The organism is Oceanobacillus halotolerans (assembly GCF_010993955.1).
In the GTDB taxonomy this organism is placed as follows: domain Bacteria; phylum Bacillota; class Bacilli; order Bacillales; family Amphibacillaceae; genus Oceanibacillus_A; species Oceanibacillus_A halotolerans.
The window spans coordinates 521,789-546,902 of sequence record NZ_WIXL01000001.1 but is presented as its reverse complement, the minus strand read 5'-3'; the positions used below and the strand labels follow the sequence as shown (position 1 = coordinate 546,902).

15 protein-coding genes are annotated in these 25,114 nt (G+C 36.9%); 3 read left to right on the top strand and 12 right to left on the bottom strand.

Translation table 11 applies throughout. The features are described from left to right. The first annotated feature begins 169 nt into the window (after positions 1 to 169). The 3 genes from GHC26_RS02335 to GHC26_RS02325 all read left to right on the top strand — a co-directional run bounded on the left by GHC26_RS02335 (position 170) and on the right by GHC26_RS02325 (position 2,959). Positions 170 to 1,168: an LCP family glycopolymer transferase gene (locus GHC26_RS02335; RefSeq protein ID WP_163969628.1), complete on the top strand. Its 999-nt coding sequence runs from the start codon at positions 170 to 172 to the stop codon at positions 1,166 to 1,168. Between the two features lie 79 nt (positions 1,169 to 1,247). Next, positions 1,248 to 1,637, top strand: coding sequence for a glycerol-3-phosphate cytidylyltransferase (tagD, locus tag GHC26_RS02330; protein ID WP_163969627.1), 390 nt, complete (start codon positions 1,248 to 1,250; stop codon positions 1,635 to 1,637). Between the two features lie 254 nt (positions 1,638 to 1,891). Next, entirely contained in the window at positions 1,892 to 2,959 is a 1,068-nt protein-coding gene (locus GHC26_RS02325) for an LCP family protein (RefSeq protein ID WP_163969626.1), read from the top strand. Positions 2,960 to 3,386: 427 nt separating this feature from the next. Here GHC26_RS02325 and GHC26_RS02320 read toward each other — a convergent pair whose 3' ends face one another. From GHC26_RS02320 to GHC26_RS02265, 12 genes are all read right to left on the bottom strand, one after another. Continuing rightward, a complete protein-coding gene (locus GHC26_RS02320; RefSeq protein ID WP_163969625.1) occupies positions 3,387 to 4,613 on the bottom strand; it encodes a YheC/YheD family protein in 1,227 nt (408 codons plus the stop codon). Positions 4,614 to 4,791: 178 nt separating this feature from the next. Continuing rightward, positions 4,792 to 6,057 carry a YheC/YheD family protein gene (locus GHC26_RS02315; RefSeq protein WP_163969624.1) on the bottom strand — a complete coding sequence of 422 codons (1,266 nt, stop codon included), beginning with the start codon at positions 6,055 to 6,057 and terminating at the stop codon, positions 4,792 to 4,794. A 163-nt stretch (positions 6,058 to 6,220) separates the two neighbouring features. Beyond that, the gene (locus GHC26_RS02310) at positions 6,221 to 9,175 is read right to left on the bottom strand and encodes a peptidoglycan-binding protein (protein ID WP_163969623.1); all 2,955 of its coding nucleotides are present in this window, start codon (positions 9,173 to 9,175) and stop codon (positions 6,221 to 6,223) included. 845 nt (positions 9,176 to 10,020) lie between these two features. Next, entirely contained in the window at positions 10,021 to 12,591 is a 2,571-nt protein-coding gene (locus tag GHC26_RS02305; protein ID WP_163969622.1) for a peptidoglycan-binding protein, read from the bottom strand. Positions 12,592 to 12,751: 160 nt separating this feature from the next. Next, positions 12,752 to 13,948: an L-2-hydroxyglutarate oxidase gene (gene lhgO, locus GHC26_RS02300; protein WP_163969621.1), complete on the bottom strand. Its 1,197-nt coding sequence runs from the start codon at positions 13,946 to 13,948 to the stop codon at positions 12,752 to 12,754. Between the two features lie 223 nt (positions 13,949 to 14,171). Continuing rightward, positions 14,172 to 16,100, bottom strand: coding sequence for a TRAP transporter permease (locus tag GHC26_RS02295; RefSeq protein WP_163969620.1), 1,929 nt, complete (start codon positions 16,098 to 16,100; stop codon positions 14,172 to 14,174). Between the two features lie 20 nt (positions 16,101 to 16,120). Continuing rightward, positions 16,121 to 17,113 (bottom strand): TAXI family TRAP transporter solute-binding subunit, encoded by a 993-nt coding sequence (locus GHC26_RS02290; protein ID WP_163969619.1) that lies wholly within the window; start codon positions 17,111 to 17,113, stop codon positions 16,121 to 16,123. Positions 17,114 to 17,281: 168 nt separating this feature from the next. After that, positions 17,282 to 18,961, bottom strand: coding sequence for an ATP-grasp domain-containing protein (locus tag GHC26_RS02285; protein ID WP_163969618.1), 1,680 nt, complete (start codon positions 18,959 to 18,961; stop codon positions 17,282 to 17,284). Between the two features lie 49 nt (positions 18,962 to 19,010). Continuing rightward, positions 19,011 to 20,063: a CapA family protein gene (locus GHC26_RS02280; protein WP_163969617.1), complete on the bottom strand. Its 1,053-nt coding sequence runs from the start codon at positions 20,061 to 20,063 to the stop codon at positions 19,011 to 19,013. Positions 20,064 to 20,108: 45 nt separating this feature from the next. Then, on the bottom strand, positions 20,109 to 21,548 hold the full coding sequence (locus GHC26_RS02275) for an acylphosphatase (protein ID WP_163969616.1): 1,440 nt from the start codon (positions 21,546 to 21,548) through the stop codon (positions 20,109 to 20,111). 183 nt (positions 21,549 to 21,731) lie between these two features. Further along, positions 21,732 to 23,378 (bottom strand): acylphosphatase, encoded by a 1,647-nt coding sequence (locus tag GHC26_RS02270; RefSeq protein ID WP_163969615.1) that lies wholly within the window; start codon positions 23,376 to 23,378, stop codon positions 21,732 to 21,734. Between the two features lie 91 nt (positions 23,379 to 23,469). Beyond that, the gene (locus GHC26_RS02265; RefSeq protein ID WP_163969614.1) at positions 23,470 to 25,092 is read right to left on the bottom strand and encodes an acylphosphatase; all 1,623 of its coding nucleotides are present in this window, start codon (positions 25,090 to 25,092) and stop codon (positions 23,470 to 23,472) included. Positions 25,093 to 25,114: the final 22 nt, after the last annotated feature.

The window sequence follows — 25,114 nt, the reverse complement described above, 5'->3', positions numbered from 1 at the left end:
CTCGTGCAGCTTTCCCTTAATCTCATGTGAGAATGCTCAAACCTCGTGCGCCATCGTGAGAAACTCATGCGGCCTCGCTCAAATAACAGCACTCCCCTCACGAATACACTTCCACTTTTTCGTTAACGCTATAAAGTACGTAATCTGTATTTACGAAGGGGACGTTTACATGCAGAATGACAATAATACCAATGCAACGCCAGCTCAATCTAGGAAAAAGAAATGGATCCTAATTATCGGTGCTGTTGTTCTTTTACTAGTGGCTGGAGCTGGGGTGTATGCATCACATATATATAATAAAACCGAAAATATCGTGGAGGAGTCCCATGAAGAGGTTGGCCGTGAGAATGAGACATCTGAGTTAAGGGATGTGAGCGTGGATCCGGTGGAAGATAATGTTTCTGTCCTTTTCATGGGTGTCGATAACAGCGAACATCGGGATGAAAATGCAAGCCGAACCGATGCACTGCTTCTCGCGACGTTTAATAAGGACTTAGGATCGATTAAACTTCTAAGTATTCCGCGTGACACGTATGTGTATGTAAGAGAGGTTGGTTATTTTACGAAGATCAATCATGCGCATTTTTTCGGTGGGACGAAGGCGACGCTTCAGACGGTGGAGGATTTCCTCAATGTTCCTGTCGATTATTATGTGCGTATGAATTTTAATGCATTTGTCGAAGTAGTCGATGCTTTAGGAGGGATTATGTTTGATGTTCCGTATGCCTTTAGTGAATCTGACTCTGACGATAATAAAAATGCAATTTACCTTGAGGCCGGCTATCAGCATTTAAATGGAGAAGAAGCGCTCGCACTTGCAAGAACAAGAAAGCAAGATAGTGACGTGGAACGAGGGAAACGTCAGCAAGAGATTATTACTGCTGTGGCTAAAAAAGCAACGTCCGCTTCATCGGTATTCAAGCTTGGGGATGTATTGGATGCGATTGCGCCAAATATGAAAACAAACCTTACCTTTGATCATATGAAAAGCTTTCTTGCCTACGGATTGGATGAAGAAATTAAAGTCGAGGACGTTAACCTTGATGGAGTTGGAACGCGTCATGAGGATGGACTTTGGTATTATGATGTGTATGAAGAAAATCGGATTGAAGTGGAACAGGAATTACGACAGCATCTAGATTTGGAAATAGAGGATGAAGGAGAATAAGGGGGAGACACTCCTCGCCTAATCTACAAACTCATGTTATGATAAAGAAAATTCCTAAATCCTGTATGGAGTGTTAACAGTGAAAACCGTAATCACCTATGGAACATTTGATTTATTACATGCTGGCCATATTAATATATTACATCGTGCCAAAGCGATGGGCGATTACTTAATTGTCGGCATTTCAACAGATTCATTTAATGTCATCAAACATAAAGAGGCGTATCACACCTTCGAAAATCGTAAAATGATTCTCGAAGCGATTCGTTATGTGGACAAAGTCATTCCAGAGGATTCTTGGGAACAAAAGATTCATGATATTGAAACATACAACGTAGACATATTAGTAATGGGGGATGATTGGGAAGGCGAATTTGATTATCTCAATGAATACTGTAACGTCATTTATTTGCCACGCACAACTGGTATTTCCACCTCACAAATTAAGGATAATCTTCGTAACCTATAATTAGTACTGGCACCTAATCACCTAATCACCCATATGTTTTGGGTGTTTTTTTAAAATTTTCTTTCGATAAGGTGAATCTTTTTACCATTTCATTCGTCTAATATGTGTGATGGATTTTTGACAAAATGTAACAAACTTTTAATATACGAAAATGGTTTTTCATAGTACAATATAGGTTAGTACTTTTCTACTAACCTTATAACAATAGATAATGATAAGAAGAAGGCACTTTAACATTAAAGGGGAAATTTATAATGGAGAAAGACAATACGTCGCAAAGTCGCTTGGTTAAGCGAAAAAAGAAAAAACGTACGTTTCGAAAAAGAGCATTATTTATTCTCATCCCAATACTAGTTGCATTTTTATCCATTATTGGCTATGGGACGTATTTATATATGAAGGCCGATACCGTCATGAGTGAATCCTATGAAGATGATGGTAGAGAAAAATCAGAACTACGTGAGGTAAAAGTTGATCCCACCGAGGATAATGTATCCATTTTAATCATCGGGGTAGATGAAAACAATCACCGTGATAATGAGGGAAGCGCGAGATCTGATGCGTTAATGGTTGCTACCTTGAATAAAGAGGATAAAAGCGTGAATTTAGTCAGCATTCCGCGTGACTCCTATGTCTATATTCCAGAAGTTGGCTATGAGGATAAAATCAACCACGCTCATGCATTTGGTGGTCCGCAAGCTACAATCGGTACGGTTGAAAATTTACTGGACATTCCAATTGATTATTGGGTAAAAGTGAACTTCCATGCATTTGTCGATGTCGTAGATGCACTGAATGGAGTAACAGCCGAGGTGCCATATGAATTTTATGAATCCAATTCGATGGACCAACGAAATGCAATCCATCTATTACCTGGTGAACAAGAATTAAATGGAGAAGAAGCATTAGCACTAGCTCGTACACGGAAACTAGATAATGATATTGAACGTGGAAAACGTCAGCAAGAACTCATTAAAGCAGTAGTCGATAAGGCAGCTTCTGCTAATTCCGTATTTAAGTTTGATAACATAATTGATGCTGTTGGTGAAAATATGACAACCAACATGACATTCGATGAAATGAAAAGCTTTATCTCCTATGGAACAGATGGTAAGAATATTGATATTAACACACACACCTTAGAAGGAAACGATTGGCAGCCAGAAAGCACGTATTACTGGCAGTTAGACCAAGTCGCATTAAATGAAACAAAGTCTATGCTAAAAAGCCATTTGGAGCTTGAAGGCGAAAATGGAGACAGTGAAAGTGAAACTGGTGAAACAGAAAGTGTTCTTAGTGAAGGGACATCTAACTCCTATTAGCCTAAAACCTGCTAACCTCTTATGATGGGAGATTAGCAGGTTTTTTATGATGTAGGGGATCTAAAAATCGTGCATAATGTAGGTGAACTCATGCTAACATGCCACTCAGCACTACTAGCTCATACGAGCGTCGCCGCGCATCATTGCTTGTTGTTTACTTTACGTATACTCATTATTCTTTGAAAGCCATCCAGTAGAGGTCTGCAATTATCCCTGCAATTTCCGCGATCAGCTGAATATCAAGAATAATCATGTTATAGATGACTAATGATGTTAATAAATGTTGCACTATTAAAGATGATTACCATGATGCCGAAAAAGACGCAAAGGCAATGAATGATTAAGACAAGTACACGATGCGTACATATTTAACTGAAAATTTATTAACATAAAATCCAAACTACAATTGAGAATTATTATACCTTTACTATTTAGGATTAATAACACTTTTGACTATATTTCCAATTACTCGTACAGGTTTCGTCACTTTCCATGATGTGCTATTCTCTATAGCAAAATATTTCTTTTTATATAAATCTTTTTCTTTCTTGATAAGGTTATATTTTTCTTGTAACTCTTCCATTTCTGTTTCCGTGTTTTTGTTATGTTTATCTAAATCGTATTTTCCTGTTTTTTGATCTGATTTTAATTTATGTTCAATAACATATTTATAATATTCTGTTCTTGTCTTTGCTGATTCAGCTAAAAGCGGTTTTGTTGTAGGCTCACCATTAGATTCAAATAAATATACTTTTCCAGTACTATCAATCCCTATATCTAACCCAATTGTCATAATAGGAGCTTTCTTAATTTCTTCAATTTTATTGGGTAGTATTAATGCCAAATCATCTAACTTTTTAGCAATATCTTGCCATTTTTCACCGAAGTTTGCTTTTAAAAATGGCTTCACCTCACTAATACCCCCGCCTTGATTCACATTTGAAATTACTTGTTGTCCAATACCTATTCTAATAAACTTCTTTACTACTATCCATTTCCCCTGTTGTCCCTTCTGTATATGGATTCTACAATCAAATGGGTCACCTTGAATTGTTCTAGATGAGATATATTTTTGTATAATATATCTCTTATTTTTAATATGATCATCGTAAAAGTCCTTAAATTCTTCACTAGAGTACACTTTTTCCTCTTTTTGGTGCCCGAGCATATAGTTCTTATTATGCTTCTTTAAGATAAAAATCCCTCTACCTCGCTCACCTCTTATTGGTTTCATTACAATTACTTTATGTTTATTTATAAATTTTTCAATATCGCTAAATTTATGCACTTTCAGGGTTGGAATGACAAAATGCGAACACTCATCATCTTTAAGTAATTCTTGTTGTAGTTTTTCCTTATTTAGTGTGTTCCCTTTATCATATGACAATATAGTATTTTTTCGTAAATAATTTATAATCTCTTTATATTTGCGTTTAAAACAATATTGCGTTATATCTATAAAAGGTGGTAGTTCTCTATGTACATTTATCCATTTATTGTTAATTAACATTTTACCTTCAACTTTTTTAGTATTCATATTAACATCAGGTGGTCTTATATATATAAGTTCAATTCCATGATAATTACATAACATTGCTGTTAATTTAGCCAAGTCTGGAGGGTGTTTAAAGTTCCTCATAAAACCAATAAGCATTTTTATTCCCCTTTCAACTGCATACATTCCTGATACGTTATAACCTTTACAATAAAAGGTAAGATGAAAAAAGATTTATATTACAACTTTTTAAAATTTCCCCGTTTCTATCAGACAGCCAAGTGAAAAATCTTATCATTACCAGTATATATGAACTTTTGTTGTTATGTATAGTACATTAAGAGTAGAAAAAAATGATATTCTCCAAAATAACTTTGCGAAAGATCCGTTTTACTACACTACCTACTCGTCGTGCTGGTTTCGTTAATCTCCAAGATCTACTATTTTCAATTGAAAGGTACTTCTTCTCATAGTAGCTTTTTTCTTTCTCTAACTGGTTATAGTTTTCTTTTAACTGATTAATTTCCTTTGCGAGATATCCAGTTTCCGACGAAAATTCCGCCATTTGCACAAAGTCCCTCGCTGGTTTTAATTTTGTTTCGATAACGTACTTATAATACTCTGTTCTTAAAATAGCTGATTCAGCTAACAATGGATCTGTAGTCGGTGATCCATTCGATTCGAATAAATATAATTGTCCATCATGGTCGATTCCTACATCAAGTCCCATTGTCATAATTGGTGTCTGTTTTACAGCTTCTATTTTATATGGCAATGTCTTTCCTAACTCAGTTAACTTGTCCATGATAGTATCCCAATTATCCCCAAAGTTAGCTTTTAAAAAGGGTTCTACTTCACTAATTCCGCCACCTTGATTCACATTAGATATTACTTTTTGGCCGATTCCAATCCGAATAAGCATTTTCGCGATGCACCATTCACCTTGACCATTTTTTTGGACATGAATCCGGCAATCAAACGGATCCCCTTGAATAGTTCGGGAGGTCACATATTTTTGAACGATGTATTTCTTATTTTGAATTTTGTTCTCAAAAAAGCGACGAAGGCCTTCTTTTGTTAGTGTTTTTTCATCTTTTCTGTATTGTAGTATATATGTATTTTCATTTTCCTTGCTATGTAAAAGGTACACTCCTTTACCTTTTTCCCCATAAACTGGCTTGATGACAATAGACGAATACTTCTCTAAATATGTTTCAATATCTGCAAGGCTTTTGATTCTTGCTGTAGGTAAAACCAAATGAGAAAATTGCCCATCCTTCTTTAATTCCTTTTGTAATTTTGATTTATTTAAGGAATTCTTTTTGTCATAGGATAAAATTGTTTTCACTCGCAAATAATTCATGATTGGTTTGGATTTTTTATGAAAGCAGTAAGGATCAATATCAATAAAAGGAGGTAATTGCGTACGAACTGGTACCCATGTGTTGTGTTTAAATAGTTTTCCTTCCACCATGTTAGCATTTACATCAACGTCATAGGGATGAATATAAATAAGTTCAATCCTATGACACATACAAAGCATTGCAGTGAAATGTGCTAATTTTGTTGGTTGTCTGGAATTTCTCATGAAGCCGATAAGCATTGGCATACCTCTTTTCTTGTGTGGAATAGTGACAAAAGAATTATGTTTATTTTTTCCAATTTTTACTGATGTATACTTATCAGATACTAATATTTAACAAATAACTACAAAAAAACGACTCCCCATCACTAATGATAGAGAGTCGTTCGACAAAACTAGTATTCTATTTATATTCTGGAACATCTAAATATAATGTATATGAACCTATGGATTGATATAAATCATACATCGAATAGATTTGCTTGGATGCCCATCCAATGTCTGTTGCATACTGGTGTGTTACATATCCATTATTAGCCATTGCATCTGGATTCCAACGCATTTTGTACAGTGTATTTTGGCCAGATTTAATATAGCTATTGCCGATAAACCTCGCACCACCAATAATCGCTTTTTCTGGTGTGTCCCATCCTTCATTATAAGCACGGAATGCTCCACCTTTATAAGCATTGCTATCAACAGCACCAATACCATACATGTTATATACCGTTTTAATATTCGTTAGATCTTCTTTATTTTTGGAAGTGACAAGTACTAGATTACCAGATTTATTTTTCCCAACTTTTACACCATTGGATAAACCTGACGTTCCATGACCCGTTTCCAATATTGCATGTGACATGAGGTAAACATCATTGACTCCGTGATTACGGCTTGCATCGATAAATGCTTGACCTTTCCCATCTAATATTCCTTTTCCACTTAGATAGTTATTTAGCACAGTCTTAGATGCATCACTGGATCTAGATAGGTCTAGGAATTGGAATTGTTGTTTCTTGTCATTGATGAAGTTGTTAGGATCTAAATAATACTTAACATCTTCATCACGTGCGTTCACCCATTGACGATTATCATCATGTTCAATCACGTACCAATTTCCAGTTTCTCCAATGATTTCCACTTTTGTTCCATTATCCAATTTACCTACTATATCATGCTTTGTACCAGGTCCTGAACGAACATTCAGCCTCGTAGCTGTTACCTTACTATTTGTAATAAAACTTTTTGAAACATAGGCATAATGTTTGTCGGTTTGTGGTGATACTTTCATTTGCAGATTAAGTGCTTCTTGCAACGTTAAATTATACTTAGTATACCTCGTTGCTTTAAGCAAATTATCGATAGTTGTTAATGTTACTTCATCTGCAATTCCAGTAACAGGGAGATTATAATCCTCCTGAAGCTGTTTTAAACGGGTTTCGGTCCACTCACCGAAGTAGTTTGTAACCTTTATACCATTGTAGCCTAACTCAATTAAATTTTCTTTTAATGGAATCACATCTTCATGTCGTTTGCCAAATTGTAATGGACTAGACAAGGTATCATCGATTTTTTGTAAGGTAGGGTCATCCCCTATTCCATTTACTCTTAATCCATAATGGGACTGAAATTCAGAAACCTTTTCCTCTAATGCTTTCCCATAGAAGGTTTCGTCACTAGCTATTTCCATCTCACTTTCAGATATAGGAAATCCTAATGTATCCAGCTGCTCTTTCAGCTTACTAACATTTGTGTGAGACTTCCCATATTGGAATGGACTATTTAAAATTTCATCGATTTTTTGGAACGTACGATCATCAGCTATCCCATTAACAACAAGCCCATAATAATCCTGGAACTTTCTTACCTGACTTTCTGTAAATGACCCAAAAAGTGTTGTCACTTTAATGTTACCAAACCCAAGTTTATTTAGACTGTTTTTTAGCTCAATTGTATCATCGTGTCTTTTTCCTTGTTGGAATGGACTTTTTAAAATATCCGTGATCTTATTTATAGTTTCCCTATTAAATGTACCGGTAACATCCAACCCATAATAATCCTGAAAATCCATTACACGTTGAACGGTTTGGTACTCAAAATAATTCGATACTGGAGCACCATCAAACCCAGTTTTAATTAATTGCTCTTTTAAATCGATAATATTCTGATGGCGATCCCCTTGTTTATAGCCATTTTCTACTAATTCATCTAACTTTGTACGTGTAAAGGCATCTGCTATACCATTTTCTTTTAAACCCACAAAGCGTTGAAATTGTTTCACCCGTGTCTCAGTCCAATTTCCAAAATTCTTCGTCACACTAATGTTATCGAATCCCATGTCATTTAGCTTTTCTTTTAATGGAATAATAGAATCATGACGATTGCCTACTTGAAATGGACTGTTGTAAATTTCATCTAGCTTTTCTAACGTTTTTCCATTTGCTTTCCCTGTTGGATTCAAACCATAATTCTCTTGAAATTGTTTGACCCGCGTTTCGGTCCAATTTCCAAAGTAGTCGGTAACCTTGATTCCACCAAAACCAATCGTATTCAGTTTCTTTTTTAAGTCGGTTAACGAACTATGTCGATCACCTTGCTGAAAACCGGTTTCGACAAATTCATCTAATTTTGCCAGTGTATAATCATCTGCTATCCCATTAGCTTCTAAGCCGACAAAACGTTGAAACTGTTTTAACCGTGTTTCTGTCCAATTTCCAAAATTCTTCGTCACACTAATGTTATCGAATCCCATACGATTTAACTTTTCCTTCAACGGAATAATTGCCTCATTGCGATTTCCAACTTTTAGTGGACTATGATAGACATCATCAATCTTGTTGATGGTCGTTTCATCTAGAATACCTGTTACATCTAATCCAAAATTATCTTGGAATTGCTTCACACGAGTTTCGGTCCAATTCCCAAAATAGTTTGTCACTTTAATACCATCGAATCCTATTTCATTTAGCTTTTGTTTTAAATCGATGAGACGTGGATCTCGAACACCTTGCTCTAACGTTACAGCTGTTTTGCTGGCGTTTTGTATGTATGCCTTACTATCTTTGGCATCAGCGTCTTGTTGTTCGGTGGCATCTTGATCACCTGTCATTTCTTCAGAAGCTGGCAGTTCTTGATCTTCCTTAGCCTCTTCTTCATCTGTTATTACAGTTTGATCTTCTGCAGTACTTGTCTGATCTTCTGTATTGGAACCCGAAACGTCTTCTTCTATTTCGGCATCTCCTGTTTCATCCATGTCCTTGGAATCCTCATCTTCTGCTGTTGCTGCAACTGCCATGGGTGTTGAAAGGATTAAAAATAATAGTATGGTTAATAGAGTAATAGAATTTTTTGCCTTCACTACTCGTTTCACCTCCTTAAAGTAGAATCTATTTCACTTATATAGTATCGGCTATTTTTTTGCTATTTTCAAGCACAAAATTGCCTATTTTACATATATTTGCTAGATTGTGTCGATAAGAAACTGTCCTTTTTGTCAACAAAAGTTAGAATTTACTCACACACCTATAAACTAAGTTTTTTGCATAATTTGCTGCTAATAATCTATATGATGCGTCATAAAGAGTTTAAGCAAAGAATTTCCGTTACGGAAATACACTACGCTTTCCGCGGACTACCCACGAGCCTCCTCACTCGTACCCTCGCTGCGGGGTCTCTTAGGCTCGTTTTTCCGCAGGAGTCTCCGTATATTTCCTCCGCTGATGTGTGCTATCCTCTTTCTAATCATTATTATTGCTAATACGATAGTTGATTGGAGCGTAGGACAGTCGACTCCTGCGGAAAAAACAACAGCTGAAGATCCCACAGGAAGCGGTCTTTGCTTCCTATGTCTAGCTTCAGTGCCTACCCCCTCGAGGTCTTAAGTCAATCCTCATTACGCGCAAAAAGCGCCACACCGAGGCTCGGCTTAAGCTTGGCAGATAAGAAAATACTTACTGCATAAGTGCAACTATGGCTTTCGCCATTTGGCGACAAGCCTAGTTTTCTAATCGGAGGTAACCAGGCACTTCCGCTTTTCTATAGAGGAAGCTAAAAGAGACTGTCCGAAATGGAAATCAACGGTTTTCATTAGTTGCGCATAATACATCAACTATTCATTAAGGACACACATACCTAGGGAACAATAATCTGCTTAAAAAACAAAAAAAGTAGATAAACTAGCATTCTAGCTCATCTACTTTTTCGTTACCTTTTCTTGATGTTAAAGGAATTTGCAATTGCATCAGCAGTTATTTCACCTAACCAATTGCGATAACTTGCTCTTTTCAGTAGAGCATTTTCTGTTGAATTATCAATGAATAAGTATTCTAGTAATATAGCAGGCATTGTCGAATTCCGTAAGACATTAAAATTAGCGCTTTTCATGCCTCGGTCATTCACACCTAATTTACGAATTAAATACTGATGCATGTCTCTTTGTCTTTGTTTCGTTATGCTTGAAACACCGCCATTATAGATATAGCTTTCAAACCCACTAGCACTACCATTAAATGAGTTGTTATGCACACTCACAAAGTAATCTGCCCCCCAACTATTCGCCATATGGGCTCTGTCTTCTAGTTCAACAAATTTGTCGGTAGTTCGAGACAGTTTTACATCTACAGCGTAATAATCTGATGATAAAACATCCGCTGCTCTTAACGCGATATCAAGGACAATATCTTTTTCATTTATACCATAGCCTTGAGCACCTGGATCATGATCACCATGCCCTGGATCAATAAAGACTTTGATAATGCTATCTTCTATCTTTTTCCGTGTAATACTATCAGCAATACCTGAAATTGGTAATTCGTGATCTCTTTGAAACTGTTTCACACGCTTTTGCATGAAATCACCATAATAATTGGTTACCTTAATGCCACCATACCCAATTTTATTTAAATTTTTCTTAAGCTGAATGGTATCCTTATGACGTTTTCCCTTTTGAAATGGGCTGGAATAAATTGCATTTATTTTTTCAATAGTTGGATCATCCGCAATTCCAGTTACTGCTAAACCATAATGGTCTTGGAATTTCTTTACTTGCTTTTCGGTGAATGATCCATATAGCGTTGTTACCGTAATATAGCCAAACCCAATTTCATTTAGCTTATTCTTTAATTCAATCGTGTTGTCGTGACGCTTCCCATGTTGGAATGGGTTATTATATACCTTGTCCAATTTTTCAAGTGTTACAGGGTTAGCTATTCCAGTTGCTTTCAGGCCATAGTTTTCTTGAAATTGCTTCACACGTGTTGCTGTCCAATTTCCATAATAATTGGTAACCTTAATTCCATCAAAGCCAATTGCATTCAATTTTTCTTTTAGTGGAATAATGGCATCCTTGCGATCCCCTTTTTTCAAGATGTTTTGCAAGACTTCATCAAGCTTATTTAAGGTAGCTGCATTTGCTCTTCCTGTAGCAGACAAACCATAAGCCTCTTGGAATTGCTTCACACGTGTTGCCGTCCAATTCCCATAATACTCGGTTACCTTAATCCCGCCAAATCGTGTTTTATTTAGCTTATTTTTAAGATCAACAATAGACTGATGTCGATCCCCTTTTTCATAACCATATTCCATAAATTCATCTAGTTTTGCTAAGGTATAGCTATCCGCTATGCCATTATCTTCTAAGCCGACGAAACGTTGAAACTGTTTTAGTCGTGTTTGGGTCCAATTCCCAAAGTTCCTCGTCACACGAATGTTGTCAAAGCCCATACGATTTAATTTTTCCTTCAATGGGATAATTTCATCATGGCGATTTCCAACTTGTAGTGGACTTTTATAGACATTATTAATCTTGTTAGTCGTAGTAGCATCCAGGACTCCTGTAACTTCTAATCCATAATTATCTTGGAATTGCTTCAGACGTGTTTCTGTCCAATTCCCAAAGTTGTTTGTCACTTTAATACCATCGAAGCCGATTGCATTTAACTTTACCTTGATGTCTGCAATAGCCTCATCTCTATCACCGAGACGAAGAGTATTTGCCAAAATTTCATCCAACTTATTAAGTGTAGCTATATTGGCTCTACCTGTTACCTCTAAACCATTGTCTTCTTGAAATTCACTAACTCGTTGTTCTGTAAATGATCCATAATAATCAGTAACAGTAATACCACCAAAACTTGTTTTATTCAATTTTTCTTTTAAATCAATAATGGATGAATGCCGGTCTCCCTGTTGATATCCATTCTCTAGTAAATCATCTAGCTTATCACGTGTGTTGGCATCCACAATCCCATTAGCTTGCAATCCTACAAAACTTTGAAACTGTTTAACTCTTGTTTCAGTCCAACCACCAAAATAATCGGTAATCTTAATGCCATCAAAACCAATAGCATTTAGCTTTTCTTTTAAAGCACTAATACCAGGATGCTCCATGTCGAATTCCAGAGTTTCGGGAGTTTTACTTAGATTTTGTGCCTTCACTTTAAGTGATTCACTATCCTGACTATCCTCTTGATTACGATTCTGGTCATTAGCTGGTACCTCTTCGGTTTTAGTTGGCTCCCCTATTTCAGGTTCTGTCATACCTTGTGATTCATCTTTCTTAGTATGTACGTCTACTTTATTTTCGGATGACTCATCTGCCTTATCTTTATCTACAGTATCTACTTCCTCTTCTATCACTTTCTCAGGTGATTCTACTACTGTCTCACCGTCTAGATCGCTAGTACTATCACCTTCAGTCGCACCTACTTCTAGTGGACTAAAGTAGATGAAAACGAATACCATCATGAACAGTAACATCAGGCTTCTTTTCCTCAATCTAGTCTCACCTCCTTATTTAGATAGTTTATTACTTATCTAGTATCTATTAAAAAAATATTTTTTTCAAGAGTATAATAAGCATTCCATTTTTAGGATAATTAAAATAAATCAACCTGAATCAGGTAGATTAGATCTATCTAATTCAAGTTGATTTGTCTCAAATATGGGGGATTTTGGATGAAATATATTTCCCAATTTCAATCGACGCTGTTGCAGCTGGTGATGGTGCATTACATACATGGATAGAGCTTTTCCCAACAATAATTTCAAAATCATCTACTAATTGTCCATCGCTTTTTAAGGCTTGAGCTCGTACACCTGCTTCAGCTGGTATTAAATCCTCCTCTTTGATTGCTGGTACTAGGCGTTGTACATCTTTCACAAATAGTGATTTACTAAAGGAACGTACTGTTTCATCGATTCCCTCACGCATATAATCTTTTGCTAATTTCCAAAAGCCCGTATACCCTAAGACTTCATATAGATCTTTTAGATTGAAATCCTTTTTGGTATATCCTTCTCGTTTAAAACCCAAAACGGCATTTGGACCAACTTCTACATTCCCGTCAACCATTCTAGTAAAATGAACACCTAAAAATGGAAATTTAGGATTAGGTACTGGATAAATTAAGTTTTTTACTAAATGTCGTTTATCTTCTTTAAGTTTATAATACTCTCCTCTAAACGGAATAATCTTCATATCTGGCAGATAGCCTGATGCCTTGGCAACACGATCACTAAATAGCCCTGTACAGTTAATAAACCATTTTGTCTCAAAGGTTTGGTTATTTGTTTCCACAAAAGCACCATCATCTGTCTCCGTCACGTTTTCAACTTTCGTATTGACTTTAATTTCTCCATTACCGTTTTGAATGATTTCTGCAAACCTTTCACTGACTTCTTTATAGTCAACAATGCCTGCAACTGGTACGTGAATAGCCCCCAAACCATTCACATGTGGTTCTTTTTCCCTCAATTCTTCCGCTTTTATTTTAGCGATAGCTAGTCCATTTTCTATCCCTCTATTGTATAGGTTATCTAAATAACCCATTTCTTCTTCGTTTGTAGCAACAATCACTTTACTACAAATATCATGATTGATTTGATGTTCTTCACAGAAAGCTGTCATCGACTGACTTCCTGCTTTTGCAAATTTTGCTTTAAAGCTACCAGGTTTATAATAAATACCAGAATGAATAACACCACTGTTGTGACCAGTTTGGTGTGAGGCCAATATACCTTCTTTTTCTAGCACAAGTACTTTTGCATCTGGAAAACGTTTCGTTAACCACATCCCAGTGGATAGACCTACAATTCCGCCTCCAGCTATAATAAAATCATATTTTATGCTCATAATTTCCTCCTTAACTATTCTTTTATGTAGGGTCTTTTCCCTTGCTTAATTGTTTTTTCACTATCGTAGTTCACCTATACTGCGATTAAAAGCCGCATTGATTTCTAACTATTGTTCAAGATTCATACTTTAAAAACAACGATCTTTTAGAAAACAGCCTTTACATATTTCAAACCCGTTCCTTTACATTTGGAAAGGAACGGGTTTTTTGTTTCAGTTATTGTTAAGAGACTGTACTGACGGGTGGATTTCGTTTATTAACACGAAATAAAATATAGAACCCAATCAAGCCACCGATTAGATTAACCCAATAATAAGGAAAAATCAATAATATTCCACAAGCAAAAATAGCCACTCTAATTGCCATTCCTAAATTCACCTTATAAAAACCGATAACCGAAACAGCTATTAAGTATATACCTAATGCCGCTGTTACGATCGATAGAATAATCGACAATGGTTCACTATCAATTATTAAAATGGATGGCTGATACACAAAGACAAATGGAATAATAAACCCTGCAATAGCCAACCTAAATGCCGTCCACCCCACTTTAGATGGTGATGTATTTGCTACACCAGCTGCCGCATATGAAGCCAACGCAACAGGTGGTGTTAAGGTTGATAATGTTGCAAAGTAAAATACAAATAGATGGGCTGCAAGGACACTGACACCAGCTTCAATTAAAACAGGTGCTGCAACCGTTGCCGCCATAATATAAGCAGCAGATGTTGGTAAACCCATTCCTAAAATAATACAAGATAGCATCGTTAATAGTAATAAGACAGATAGCTGACCATTCGTAAAATCTAGCATAATAGATGTAAAGGATACACCTAGTCCTGTTAATGACACGACACCAATAATGATACCGACAATCGCACAGGCTGCAGCTACTGCCAACGCACCTTTACTACCCTCTTCTAATGTATAAATGAATTCTTTCACACTTAACCGAGTTTCTTTTCGAAAAGAACTAACCACCCAGACACTGATAATGCCAAAAAACGCAGCATATACTGGTGTGATTCCAGTGAGCAATAACGCTACCACGACAAATAACGGAAGAATCATGTGTCCTCTTTTGATAATGGCTTCCTTTAAAGATGGTAATTCTTCGTTCGATAATCCTTTTAAATTAAGCCTTCTCGCTTCCTTATCAATCATAATCCATACGGCTAAATAATATAAAATAGCTGGAACAATCGCTGCAATCATCACTGTTGCATATGGAATACCGGTTAATTCTGCTAAAAGAAACGCAGCAGCTCCCATGACAGGAGGAATAATTTGGCCACCTGCTGATGACACAGCCTCTACAGAACCAGCAAATACTGGTTTAAACCCTATCTTCTTCATCAACGGTATTGTAAACGAACCAGTTGTCACGACATTAGCTACTGCTGCACCATTAATGGTACCCATTGTACTACTGGCTAAAACCGATACTTTAGCTGGACCTCCATACCTTTTTCCAGAAACAGCAAGCGAAAGCTCAGTGATGAGTTGTCCCATACCAGTTTTTCCCATAAAGGCACCGAATAGAATAAACAAAAATATATACTGTGCAGAGGTACCCAAGGCGATACCAAATATTCCCTCTGTACTAATATACATTTGTTCCATCAATCTTCTATAGGATACACCTACATGATTGAATGGTCCTGGTACTATATCGCCATATAAGGCATAAAGAAAGAAAAGTGCTGCTAATAAAGGTAAAATAAGGCCAATCGTTCTTCTAGTCGCTTCAAATACGAGTAGAAGAAAGATAGATCCTAAGATAATTTCCTTTTGATCTGCAATACCGCCTCGTAATATAACATCGTCATAAAAGAAGACAATATAGCCAGTTGTCACCAATGCACCTATGGCTAATAGAATGTCCAGGATATTTGGTGCTTGTTTTTTGCTGTAAAAACCCTTTTTTCGAAAAGGGATAAGTAAAAAGATCAAAACCATAATTCCGCCAATATGGATGGCTCGATATTTGATTGCAAGCAGTGATCCGAAGCCGGCATTATATAAATGAAATAATGCCAAGCTTACGGCTAGCGCTAATATGATATATTTCCATAAAGGATTATGAACTTCTCTAAGGCGATTTTGATCTGACACTTCAATTTGGGGGTTACTATTCAGCTTACTCATCCTATCATCCTTATGTCGTTCTACTCTGGCTTAAGTTCATCAGGTACTTCAATATCATTATCTTCAAAGAACTGAACTGCTCCTGGATGTAGAGGAATCGTAACCCCATTTAATCCATCCTCTACCTTTAAATCAGCTATCCCTTGATAGTTATTTTTCAATTGATCGATATTTCCATAAAGCGTTTCTAGCATATTGTATACCGCTTCGTCATCTAAGTCTTCACTACTAATTAACATATTCCCTACAGCAACAGTCTCTACTTCAGATGGCTGTCCTTTATAGGATTCTGCTGGGATTGTGTATTCAAAATACCAAGGATATTCCTCTAGCACACTTTCCCTAAGTGAACCATCAACTGGAAGAATTTTTATGTCTCTTGAATTTGACATTTCCATCATGCTAGCGTGTCCTAATCCTCCAGCAATATAAACCATATCCACTTTACCATCCGTAAATTGGCTAGCAGATTCCGCATTATCTAAGTATTGAACATCTGCATTTCCACCATCTTCATAGCTAATACCAGCTAAGTCAAGAATTTCCCTAGCATTTTGTTCTGTTCCACTTCCAACAGAACCTGGTGCTAATACTTTCCCTTCTAGCCCAGAAAAGTCATTAATGCCTTCATCTTCACCTACGACAAAGTAGGCTAAGTTAGGATATAAATACGTTAATGCACGGATATTTTGGATTGGCTCTTCAAATGGACCTGTTCCTTCCCATGCCTGTAAAGCAATTCCATTTTGAGAGAATGCAACATTTGCTTCTCCCACATTTATATAGTTAATGTTTTGCGGAGAACCAGCTGAGGATTGAGCAGAAGCTTTCATCCCTTCTACCTCATCAGACCAAACATTTGCAATCCCATTTCCTAATGCATAGTAGATACCCGCAGTCCCTGCTGTAGCAATATTAACTTGGCTTGAACCATCATTTCCACCTTCATCTGAACCACAGCCGGAGATAACCAACACAATACTTATAAAAAATGCTAATTTCGTCAACCTCATATTATCACTCCTTCTTATTCCTATAGTAAAAAACGAAAGCCACCTTCATTGTCCTATATTCTCAAAACTCTGTACAATAAGTTGGTGAATTTCTATATATATATAATCTATAGTACCACAAAATGTCTAAATATTTATATAAATCAGACGGTATATTAATGCCCCTTTTTATTTTTTTAGCAACCGTCCGATTGCTCGAATAGGTTTAGTTAATTTCCAAGATGTACTATTCAATACTTCTTCATATTTCTTTTTATAGAAGTCTCTTTCCTGTTTTAAGGTCAAATCCGATGTTCCCTTATTGTTTCCTTTTTTACGTTTCTTTTTAGAGCCCCTCGTTTGCTTTGCGGTAGAATAGTCAAAATAAACTGGATGGTAGCCATCTTCTTTCACGTCATTTCCTTTTTTCAATTCACCACTAGCAAAAGGGGATCCCTTAATTTCAAAGCCAACTTTAACTGGTTTATTTCTTGTTTTTTCCTCCACATTACCCACCTCAGCTTTAGCAGAACCATCCTGGTTTAGCATTTTTCTAAACTTATCAACAGACTCTGTTGGCCCTGATATCACAACAGATATTCTACTATTTGTTATGTATTTTAGGTAACCATTTAATCGAAGCCTCAATGCCTGCTTTTGGATCCATTTTTCAAATTTGATCCCGAACTTCCCTTCCAATATAAACCTAGTAGATGTTAAATCACCCGATGGACAATCTGGCACTGTAAACACTTTGCATGTACCATTTTGGAACGTTTCAAAGATTGACTTAAATTCAAAAAAGTAGTTCGGTCCTTTGCTATAATCTGGTTGTACTGTTTCTGGAAAATAATAATCAATTACTTCCTTTGGAATATCTCTTGCTTTTCCTTCCATTGGATACAATTGTGAATTAATATGTGGTCTGGAGTTTACTTCAATCACTGTTCCAATATCTCTTTCTTCATCAACCATCATATCTAAACCACATTGTACTAATCCAGGGATGGCCTTACAGGCATTGACGGCAATTTCTTTTATGTGATCACTCAACTCATCCGTAATATCAATTGAATCTCCACCTGATGATATATTATTCTTTGTTTTAAGAAAAATACGTTCGCCTTTCGGTGGAACACTGTCTATGGTATATCCAGAAGCTTTTAATATGTTATGTGTTTCTTTATCTACCTTTATCGGCTTATCAGAAAGTGCAGGCACCGTTTTACGTTGCTTGTTCTTTCTCTTAATTAAAGTAGAAATATCATTTTTCCCGTCACCAATTACATTTGCTGGTATTTTCTTCAATGCCGCTACAACTTTATCGCCAATTACATTAATTCGATAATCTTCACCTTTTGCATATTGCTCTACAATCAGTTTAACAAATTTCAAATCATATTTGACGAAAGATAGTGCTTCTTTAAACTCACTTTCATTTTTTATATTCGCAATAACGCCACGTCCACCTGTACCATCTGAAGGTTTTAAAACGACTGGATACCCTAATTGGTTAGCATAGTGAATAATTTCCTCATCACTATTTTCTTCACCAAATGTATCCCCCTTAGGTGTTGGGACCCCAGCCTTCAACAAGTAATCTTTTGTTATATTTTTATTGATACATGCTTTAATGGCTGATCTTGGGACAGCATCTCCCCTCGTAACGGTGAAATAATGTGTTTTATCCTTTAGGGTTAGCGAATAATCTAACTCAGACTTTTTTCGATTGTTATTAATAAACTTAAGTGTCAGTCCACGTCGCCATCCTTCAAGCGCTACACAATACATACCAAGGCTATATCCAGAAATTCCTTCAGGTATTGAATCTTCTAAGTGAGCTAAATAGGTTGCTTTATCATTTTCCATTTCTTTTTCATCCTTTACCCAATTAATGTGCTTAATGCCTATAACTCAACTAGGATACAGGCATATCAGGAATCCATTTCCTCATATGTTGTGTAATTCGTTGATATACCTCTTTTGCATGAAAATCACCCATATGCGTCTTAATAATCTCTCGTTCCTTTACAATATCCTCTAATAAGTAGAGTTTATAGTCCTTTTTATCAGTTGTATCAACAAATGTCAGTTTCATTTCTGGTTTCGTTATATTTACGATAGCGTTTTGGGATGACTTTTCAATATCTACTGTTAAAAAGGCACCTATTTGTCTATAAATACCCTTTTGTCCGGAAAAGAAATTACCTAGTGAATATATAGCAAAGGAATCAACACCTCTTGAATTTAATATGTATGAAGGTGGTTGCAACACATGGGGATGATGTCCTAAAATAACATCGGCTCCCGCATCTGACAATGATGCAGTAATTTCCTTCTGATCTGACGTTGGAAGCATATGGTATTCTTTCCCATAGTGAATAGACAATACGATAACATCAGCTACGTCCATCTTTTTCAGTTGGCGAATAAACTTTCCAATCGGCAACACATTCGCACCCTCAAATGTATTCACTAAATATCGTTTATTGCTCGGTATTTTCATTCCCTTCATACGCTTTGTATAGGAAATAAAGCAAACCCTTAAGCCATTTTTATGAAAAATACGAAGGGTCTTTTGATCATCTGGAGAGTTATAAGCACCAACATAAGGCATTCCAAGTTTATTCCAATTCTCAATCGACCTTAAAATGCCTTCTTCTCCTTTATCTAGCACATGATTATTTGCCAGGTTGACAATATCGACATTAAAATCTTTTAACGTATGTCCTATTTCCATAGGACTATTAAAATGTGGAAAGTTGGATAATCCTAATTCAACCCCTCCAATGATCGACTCTTGATTGACAATAGTTAGGTAATCCTTCTTAAATAACGGTTTTGCTTCTGCTAATAATTCACTGAAGTCATAGCGATCTTTTCCTATTTTTGCTTTGTTATATAAACGATCATGCAGTAAAATATCCCCAGTAGCAGCTAATGTTACTTTTCGACTTTGATTGTCCATCATCCTGAACCCTCTCTTCTAAACGGTTAGCTTGCGCTTAATGTTATGTTAGTTATCATCTCTAATTTCAAAGCCAATCCGTATTTGTTTTTCCCATGGATATGCTTTCACCTCGGATACCTCGGCACGCTTTGGTCCTTTTTGACATATCTCTTGAAACCCATCGACTATCTGCTCATCAATTCCAGCTACAACGACAACTACTTTTCCATTTTTTAAATTTCTCGTATAACCGTGCAACCCTTGTTTTATAGCTTGTTTACGTATCCATTTTCGAAAACCGACACCCTGGACTTTACCAGTAATAACATACCGTCTTGCATGTAATTTTCCTGCTGGAGCATTAGGAACTTCTAACTGTTGTGCAACATGACTACGTAATAACCTCAGGATGGTTTTATAATCAAAATAAATTTGCTTTCTTTGGTCTGCTAATCCTTTTGTTTCAGGGAAATAGTAATCAATAATGCCCGCGGGTATATTTCTTCGTTTTCCATACAGCGGAAAAATATGAAGTGCAATTCCTGCTGTAGCATTTATTTCAATAACAGTTGCTTGATCATCATCCATTATCAAATCTAACCCAGCATGTTTCAAATCTGGTATGGCTTGTACAGCTTGCACGGCTATTTCCTTTATCGTAGCTGGTAATTCATCTGTCACATCAATCGAGTCACCACCAGCTGAAATATTGCTTTTTCCATTCAAATAAATCACTTCATCTTTTGCTGGTACATCTTGAAGTGATAGCTGTTGGTCCTGTAAATATTTCGTTAGTTGATCATTTGTTTTTATTAACCGAGTAGATAAATGTGGATTCGTTTTTTTAGCCTTATTCTTCTCTTTGATAAGATCTTCTATAGAATGAATGCCATCGCCCACGACATTTGCAGGAACTCGTTTAACTGCGCCTAAAACGGAATCTCCTACTACATAAACCCTAACATCATCACCCTGCACAAAGCGTTCAATAATTAAGTCGGTAAATCCGAGCTCATCTCGCACATAGGTGATACTCTCTAGTAGCTTTTCTTTCGTCCGGATATTGGTAATGACACCCTTGCCTAAGCTTCCATATGTTGGTTTTACGACTAATGGAAACCCTAAAGATAAAGCTTCATTTAAAATTGCTTCATCACGTTCCTGTTGGTAAAATCGTATCCCTTGAGGAACTGGAACACCAGCTTTGGAGAGGTATGCTTTTGTATCTTCTTTACTTGATGCAATATCGACAGCTTGATTAGCTACTTTATCTCCTCTTGAACGATAGAAAAAGTGTGTTTTCTCATCAGAACGCAATGAGAAGGTTTTTCCTAATGGCTGAAATCCAATAATCTTAAGATCGGTTACATCAGAAGGCTCATAATACCATTCTAGCGACAAGCCACGTCTCCAGCCTTCTAATGCTACCAAGTACGTATCAAGGTTAAACCCACGTGCTCCAGCTATTATTTGTTTTGATAGCCAATCTGGATATTGTTCCTCCATGTCATACCCCTCGTTTCCTTAAGGATTACTAGTCAAAATGTTAGTAAACGTCGTATTTTCCATATTAGACGCAGTAAAATAGTTTGGTTGATTTCCGCTCCAGCCAGTCGCTTTCCACGGACAATGCTTCATAGTCACCGGTTACTTGCTGAAAAACTTGGTAGGTTTTCCGCTATTTTCTGCTTATTTAAACTTTTTCACTAGGTCACCAACAACGCGTATTGGCTTTGCAACCTTCCAGGAACTACTTTCCATAATTTGGCGATTATCTTTCTCCATTCTATTTTTCTGTTTGGTCATTAGCTTTAAATCTCTTTCCATTTTCCTTAAAGCATGTTGCATTGATTTGGGGCTAGAAGTGTTATATAGTTCCGCAATATCAAACCCAACTGTTACTGGTTCTTCCCAATCTTCTTCCTCAATTTCTTTCACACCTGAATTGTTTGCGTACTGACTAATCATACCTTTGAATTCATCAATAGCTACTTTATCGGTTCCAGCAACGATGATTTCAATCTCATCAAACACCATATTTTTTACATGCCCATGTAAATGTCGATCCTGTGCTTGTTTTTTCAGCCAACGATGGTAACTTTGGCGTTGTACAGTCCCTCGTACGACATATCGTTTCGCATACATTTTCCCTTTTGGCGCTGGCATTACTTCCACTTCGATTGCAGAACGACTTTCCAATGGTTCTAAAACGTTTGTCATATCAAAGTAAACGCTGGAATTTGCCGTTTCAATTCCTTTTGTTTCCGGAAAGTAATAATCAATGATCGCACCTGGAATATTGCGTGCTTTCCCTTTTAATGGGTAGAGAATCCCGCCAATTTGTGCTGTCGGATTTAACTCAATGACGACTCCTGGTGCTTTTAAGGACGTTCTATTTTCATTAACAATTATATCCACCCCACCATGGTATAAACCAGGTACAGCTTTGACCGCATCAATCGCAATTTGTTTAAATTCATCTGGCAATGTATCCGTTACATCGATTGGGTCTCCACCAGAGGATATATTTGTTTTTTGCCGTAAATAAATCACTTCTCCTTTTTTAGGGACACTTTCTAAGGAGTAGCCCGCGGACTGAATGAATTCTAAGATTTCCTTATCCATTTCAATCAGGCAGCTGTTTAACCGTGCATTTTTCCGACGTTCGTAATTCTTTAAATCAATCAATTCTTCGATAGTATGATTCCCATCCCCGATAATGTTGGCAGGAACTCTGTTATATGCGGCGATGACTTCATCTTCTATGACATAAACACGATATTCTTTTCCTTCGACATATTGCTCCACGACGACCTCAGGATATTCTAGTTCATGCCGTACATACTGAATCGCTTTTTTAAATTCCTGCTCATTCTTGATGTTGGTGACAACACCATTTCCTAAGCTTGCATTTGTTGGCTTTAACACTAATGGGAAATCAAGCTCTTTACTATAGTTAATAATTTCTTCATCCGTTGCTTCAGCTTCAAAGCCCTTCCCTAATGGAACAGGGACCCCTGCTTTATCCAACCATACCTTGGTATCATCTTTTTCAGAGCCAATTTCAACCGCTTCATTGGTTACTTTATCTCCTCTGGTCCGGAAAAAGTAATGGGTTCTTTGGTCTGAGCTTAGCGAGAATAATCGTCCTGGTGGATTAACACCAAAAATGACCATATCCTGAAAATGCTCTGAATCCCTTGTATACCATTTTAATGTTAGACCTCTTCTCCAGCCTTCAAGTGCTATCGCGAAAGCATCTAACCTTGTTTTCCTAGCATTTTTTACGATTTCATTTGGAAGTTGAGGCAGGCTAATCCCTTGTTCCTCTTTCATGTTCCATTCCTCCTAAAGCTTCACTCGCTCGTTGGGGTTATGATGTAATCCTCGTTCCGTTATTGACAGAAAAACTTTGCCAAAATACCATCTACTTTTTAAAAATAGCCCCAATTGCTCGTATTGGCTTGGTAATTCTCCATGACAAGCTGTTTTGTAATTTGCGCCGCTGTACTTCAGCTTTTTTCATATCTAATTCGGTTACTTCTATTTCTTGTTTCAACCGTTGCAATTCCTCTAGCTGTGTCTTTAGGTCTGCTCGGACTTCAAAGCCGACCTTTACTGGTTGTTCATAGGCACTTTCTGTAATATTCGTAACATGTGCTCTTTCTTCATCTTCTAAAAGCCCATTTCTAAAATCGTCCACCATCTCTGGATCAACTCCAGCAACAACGACATCAATATCCCCATTTTCAAGGCTTTCTACAAAGCCATGTAGGTAGCGTTCAAAGGCTTGTTTACGTAATCCTCGCTGATATCCAATATCTTGAACATCACCAGAGACGGTATACTTCTTCGCAACGATTTCCCCCATTGGTGAAGGGGTTACAGTGGTCACGACAGCCTCTCTGGAATGTAATGGATCCAATACTTCATAAAGATCAAAATAGGTTTTACCTTTATTCATTTTTACATCTATTGTTTCTGGAAAATAATAATCTATAATAGCCGCCGGGACATCGCGGGACTTTCCTTTCATCGGATATAAAATTCCACCTAGCTGGGCGGTAGGATTTAGTTCCAAGATATACCCTGCTTCTTCTGGCGATTTATCTGGATGAATAATTAAATCCACCGCGCCATGCTCAAGTCCAGGAACAGCATGCAAGGCTTTAACAGCAGTATCTTTAATGCCCTGGGGCAGTTCATCATAGACATCAATCGGATCACCACCAAGTGATAGGTTGCTTTTACCACTTAAGAACACTTGTTCCCCGTCTTTTGGGATATCATCTAACGTTAGCTCTTTTCGACTTAAAAAATTCGTTACTTCCTCATTCATCGTAATGGGACAGCTAACGAGACGAGGGTTTTCGCTCCGTTCATCATTCTTTAGATCAATTAATTGTTTTAACGAATGCTTTCCATCTCCTACGACATTTGGGGGAATCCGATTAATCGCACCAACTACTTGATCCCCAACGACATAAAGACGATACTCCTTACCTGGAATATAGGTTTCCACGATTACATTAGGAAAATTTAGCTCAGAACGCACATAGGTGAGGGCATCCTCTAATTCTCCCATACTCGTTATATTAGAAATAACCCCTCTTCCAAAGCTGCCATCTGTTGGCTTTACCACAACCGGAAAACCAATGGATGAAACATATTCCTTGATCATTTCATCTGAGTCCTCTTCGGAAAATTGTAACCCTTCTGGAACGGGAATATCAGCAGCTTTTACATATTCTTTTGTTTTTTCTTTGTCTCTTCCAATATCTACTGCTTTATTGGATATTTTATCGCCTCTTGTCCGAAAGAAGTAATGGGTTTTCTCTTTTGAACGAAGGGAAAATAGCTGACCAGGATTATCGACAAACCACGTTCGCATTTCACTAAACTTCTCAGAATCCTTCACATGCCAGCGTAACGTTAATCCTCTTCTCCAGCCTTCCAATGCTACTGCATACGAATCAAGTAAGTTCCCATGTGCATCTGCTACGATTTCATTTGATAAATGTGGTAACCACTCTGGGTTTGTTTGTTCCATCAGAGTTCCTCCTATATTCCGT

Coding starts and splice junctions, on each gene's coding strand:
- GHC26_RS02335 (WP_163969628.1), top strand. CDS start 170: ATGCAGAATGACAATAATACCAATGCAACGCCAGCTCAATCTAGGAAA.
- GHC26_RS02325 (WP_163969626.1), top strand. CDS start 1,892: ATGGAGAAAGACAATACGTCGCAAAGTCGCTTGGTTAAGCGAAAAAAG.
- GHC26_RS02320 (WP_163969625.1), bottom strand. CDS start 4,613: ATGCTTATTGGTTTTATGAGGAACTTTAAACACCCTCCAGACTTGGCT.
- GHC26_RS02315 (WP_163969624.1), bottom strand. CDS start 6,057: ATGCTTATCGGCTTCATGAGAAATTCCAGACAACCAACAAAATTAGCA.
- lhgO (WP_163969621.1), bottom strand. CDS start 13,948: ATGAGCATAAAATATGATTTTATTATAGCTGGAGGCGGAATTGTAGGT.
- GHC26_RS02295 (WP_163969620.1), bottom strand. CDS start 16,100: ATGAGTAAGCTGAATAGTAACCCCCAAATTGAAGTGTCAGATCAAAAT.
- GHC26_RS02290 (WP_163969619.1), bottom strand. CDS start 17,113: ATGAGGTTGACGAAATTAGCATTTTTTATAAGTATTGTGTTGGTTATC.
- GHC26_RS02285 (WP_163969618.1), bottom strand. CDS start 18,961: ATGGAAAATGATAAAGCAACCTATTTAGCTCACTTAGAAGATTCAATA.
- GHC26_RS02280 (WP_163969617.1), bottom strand. CDS start 20,063: ATGATGGACAATCAAAGTCGAAAAGTAACATTAGCTGCTACTGGGGAT.
- GHC26_RS02275 (WP_163969616.1), bottom strand. CDS start 21,548: ATGGAGGAACAATATCCAGATTGGCTATCAAAACAAATAATAGCTGGA.
- GHC26_RS02270 (WP_163969615.1), bottom strand. CDS start 23,378: ATGAAAGAGGAACAAGGGATTAGCCTGCCTCAACTTCCAAATGAAATC.
- GHC26_RS02265 (WP_163969614.1), bottom strand. CDS start 25,092: ATGGAACAAACAAACCCAGAGTGGTTACCACATTTATCAAATGAAATC.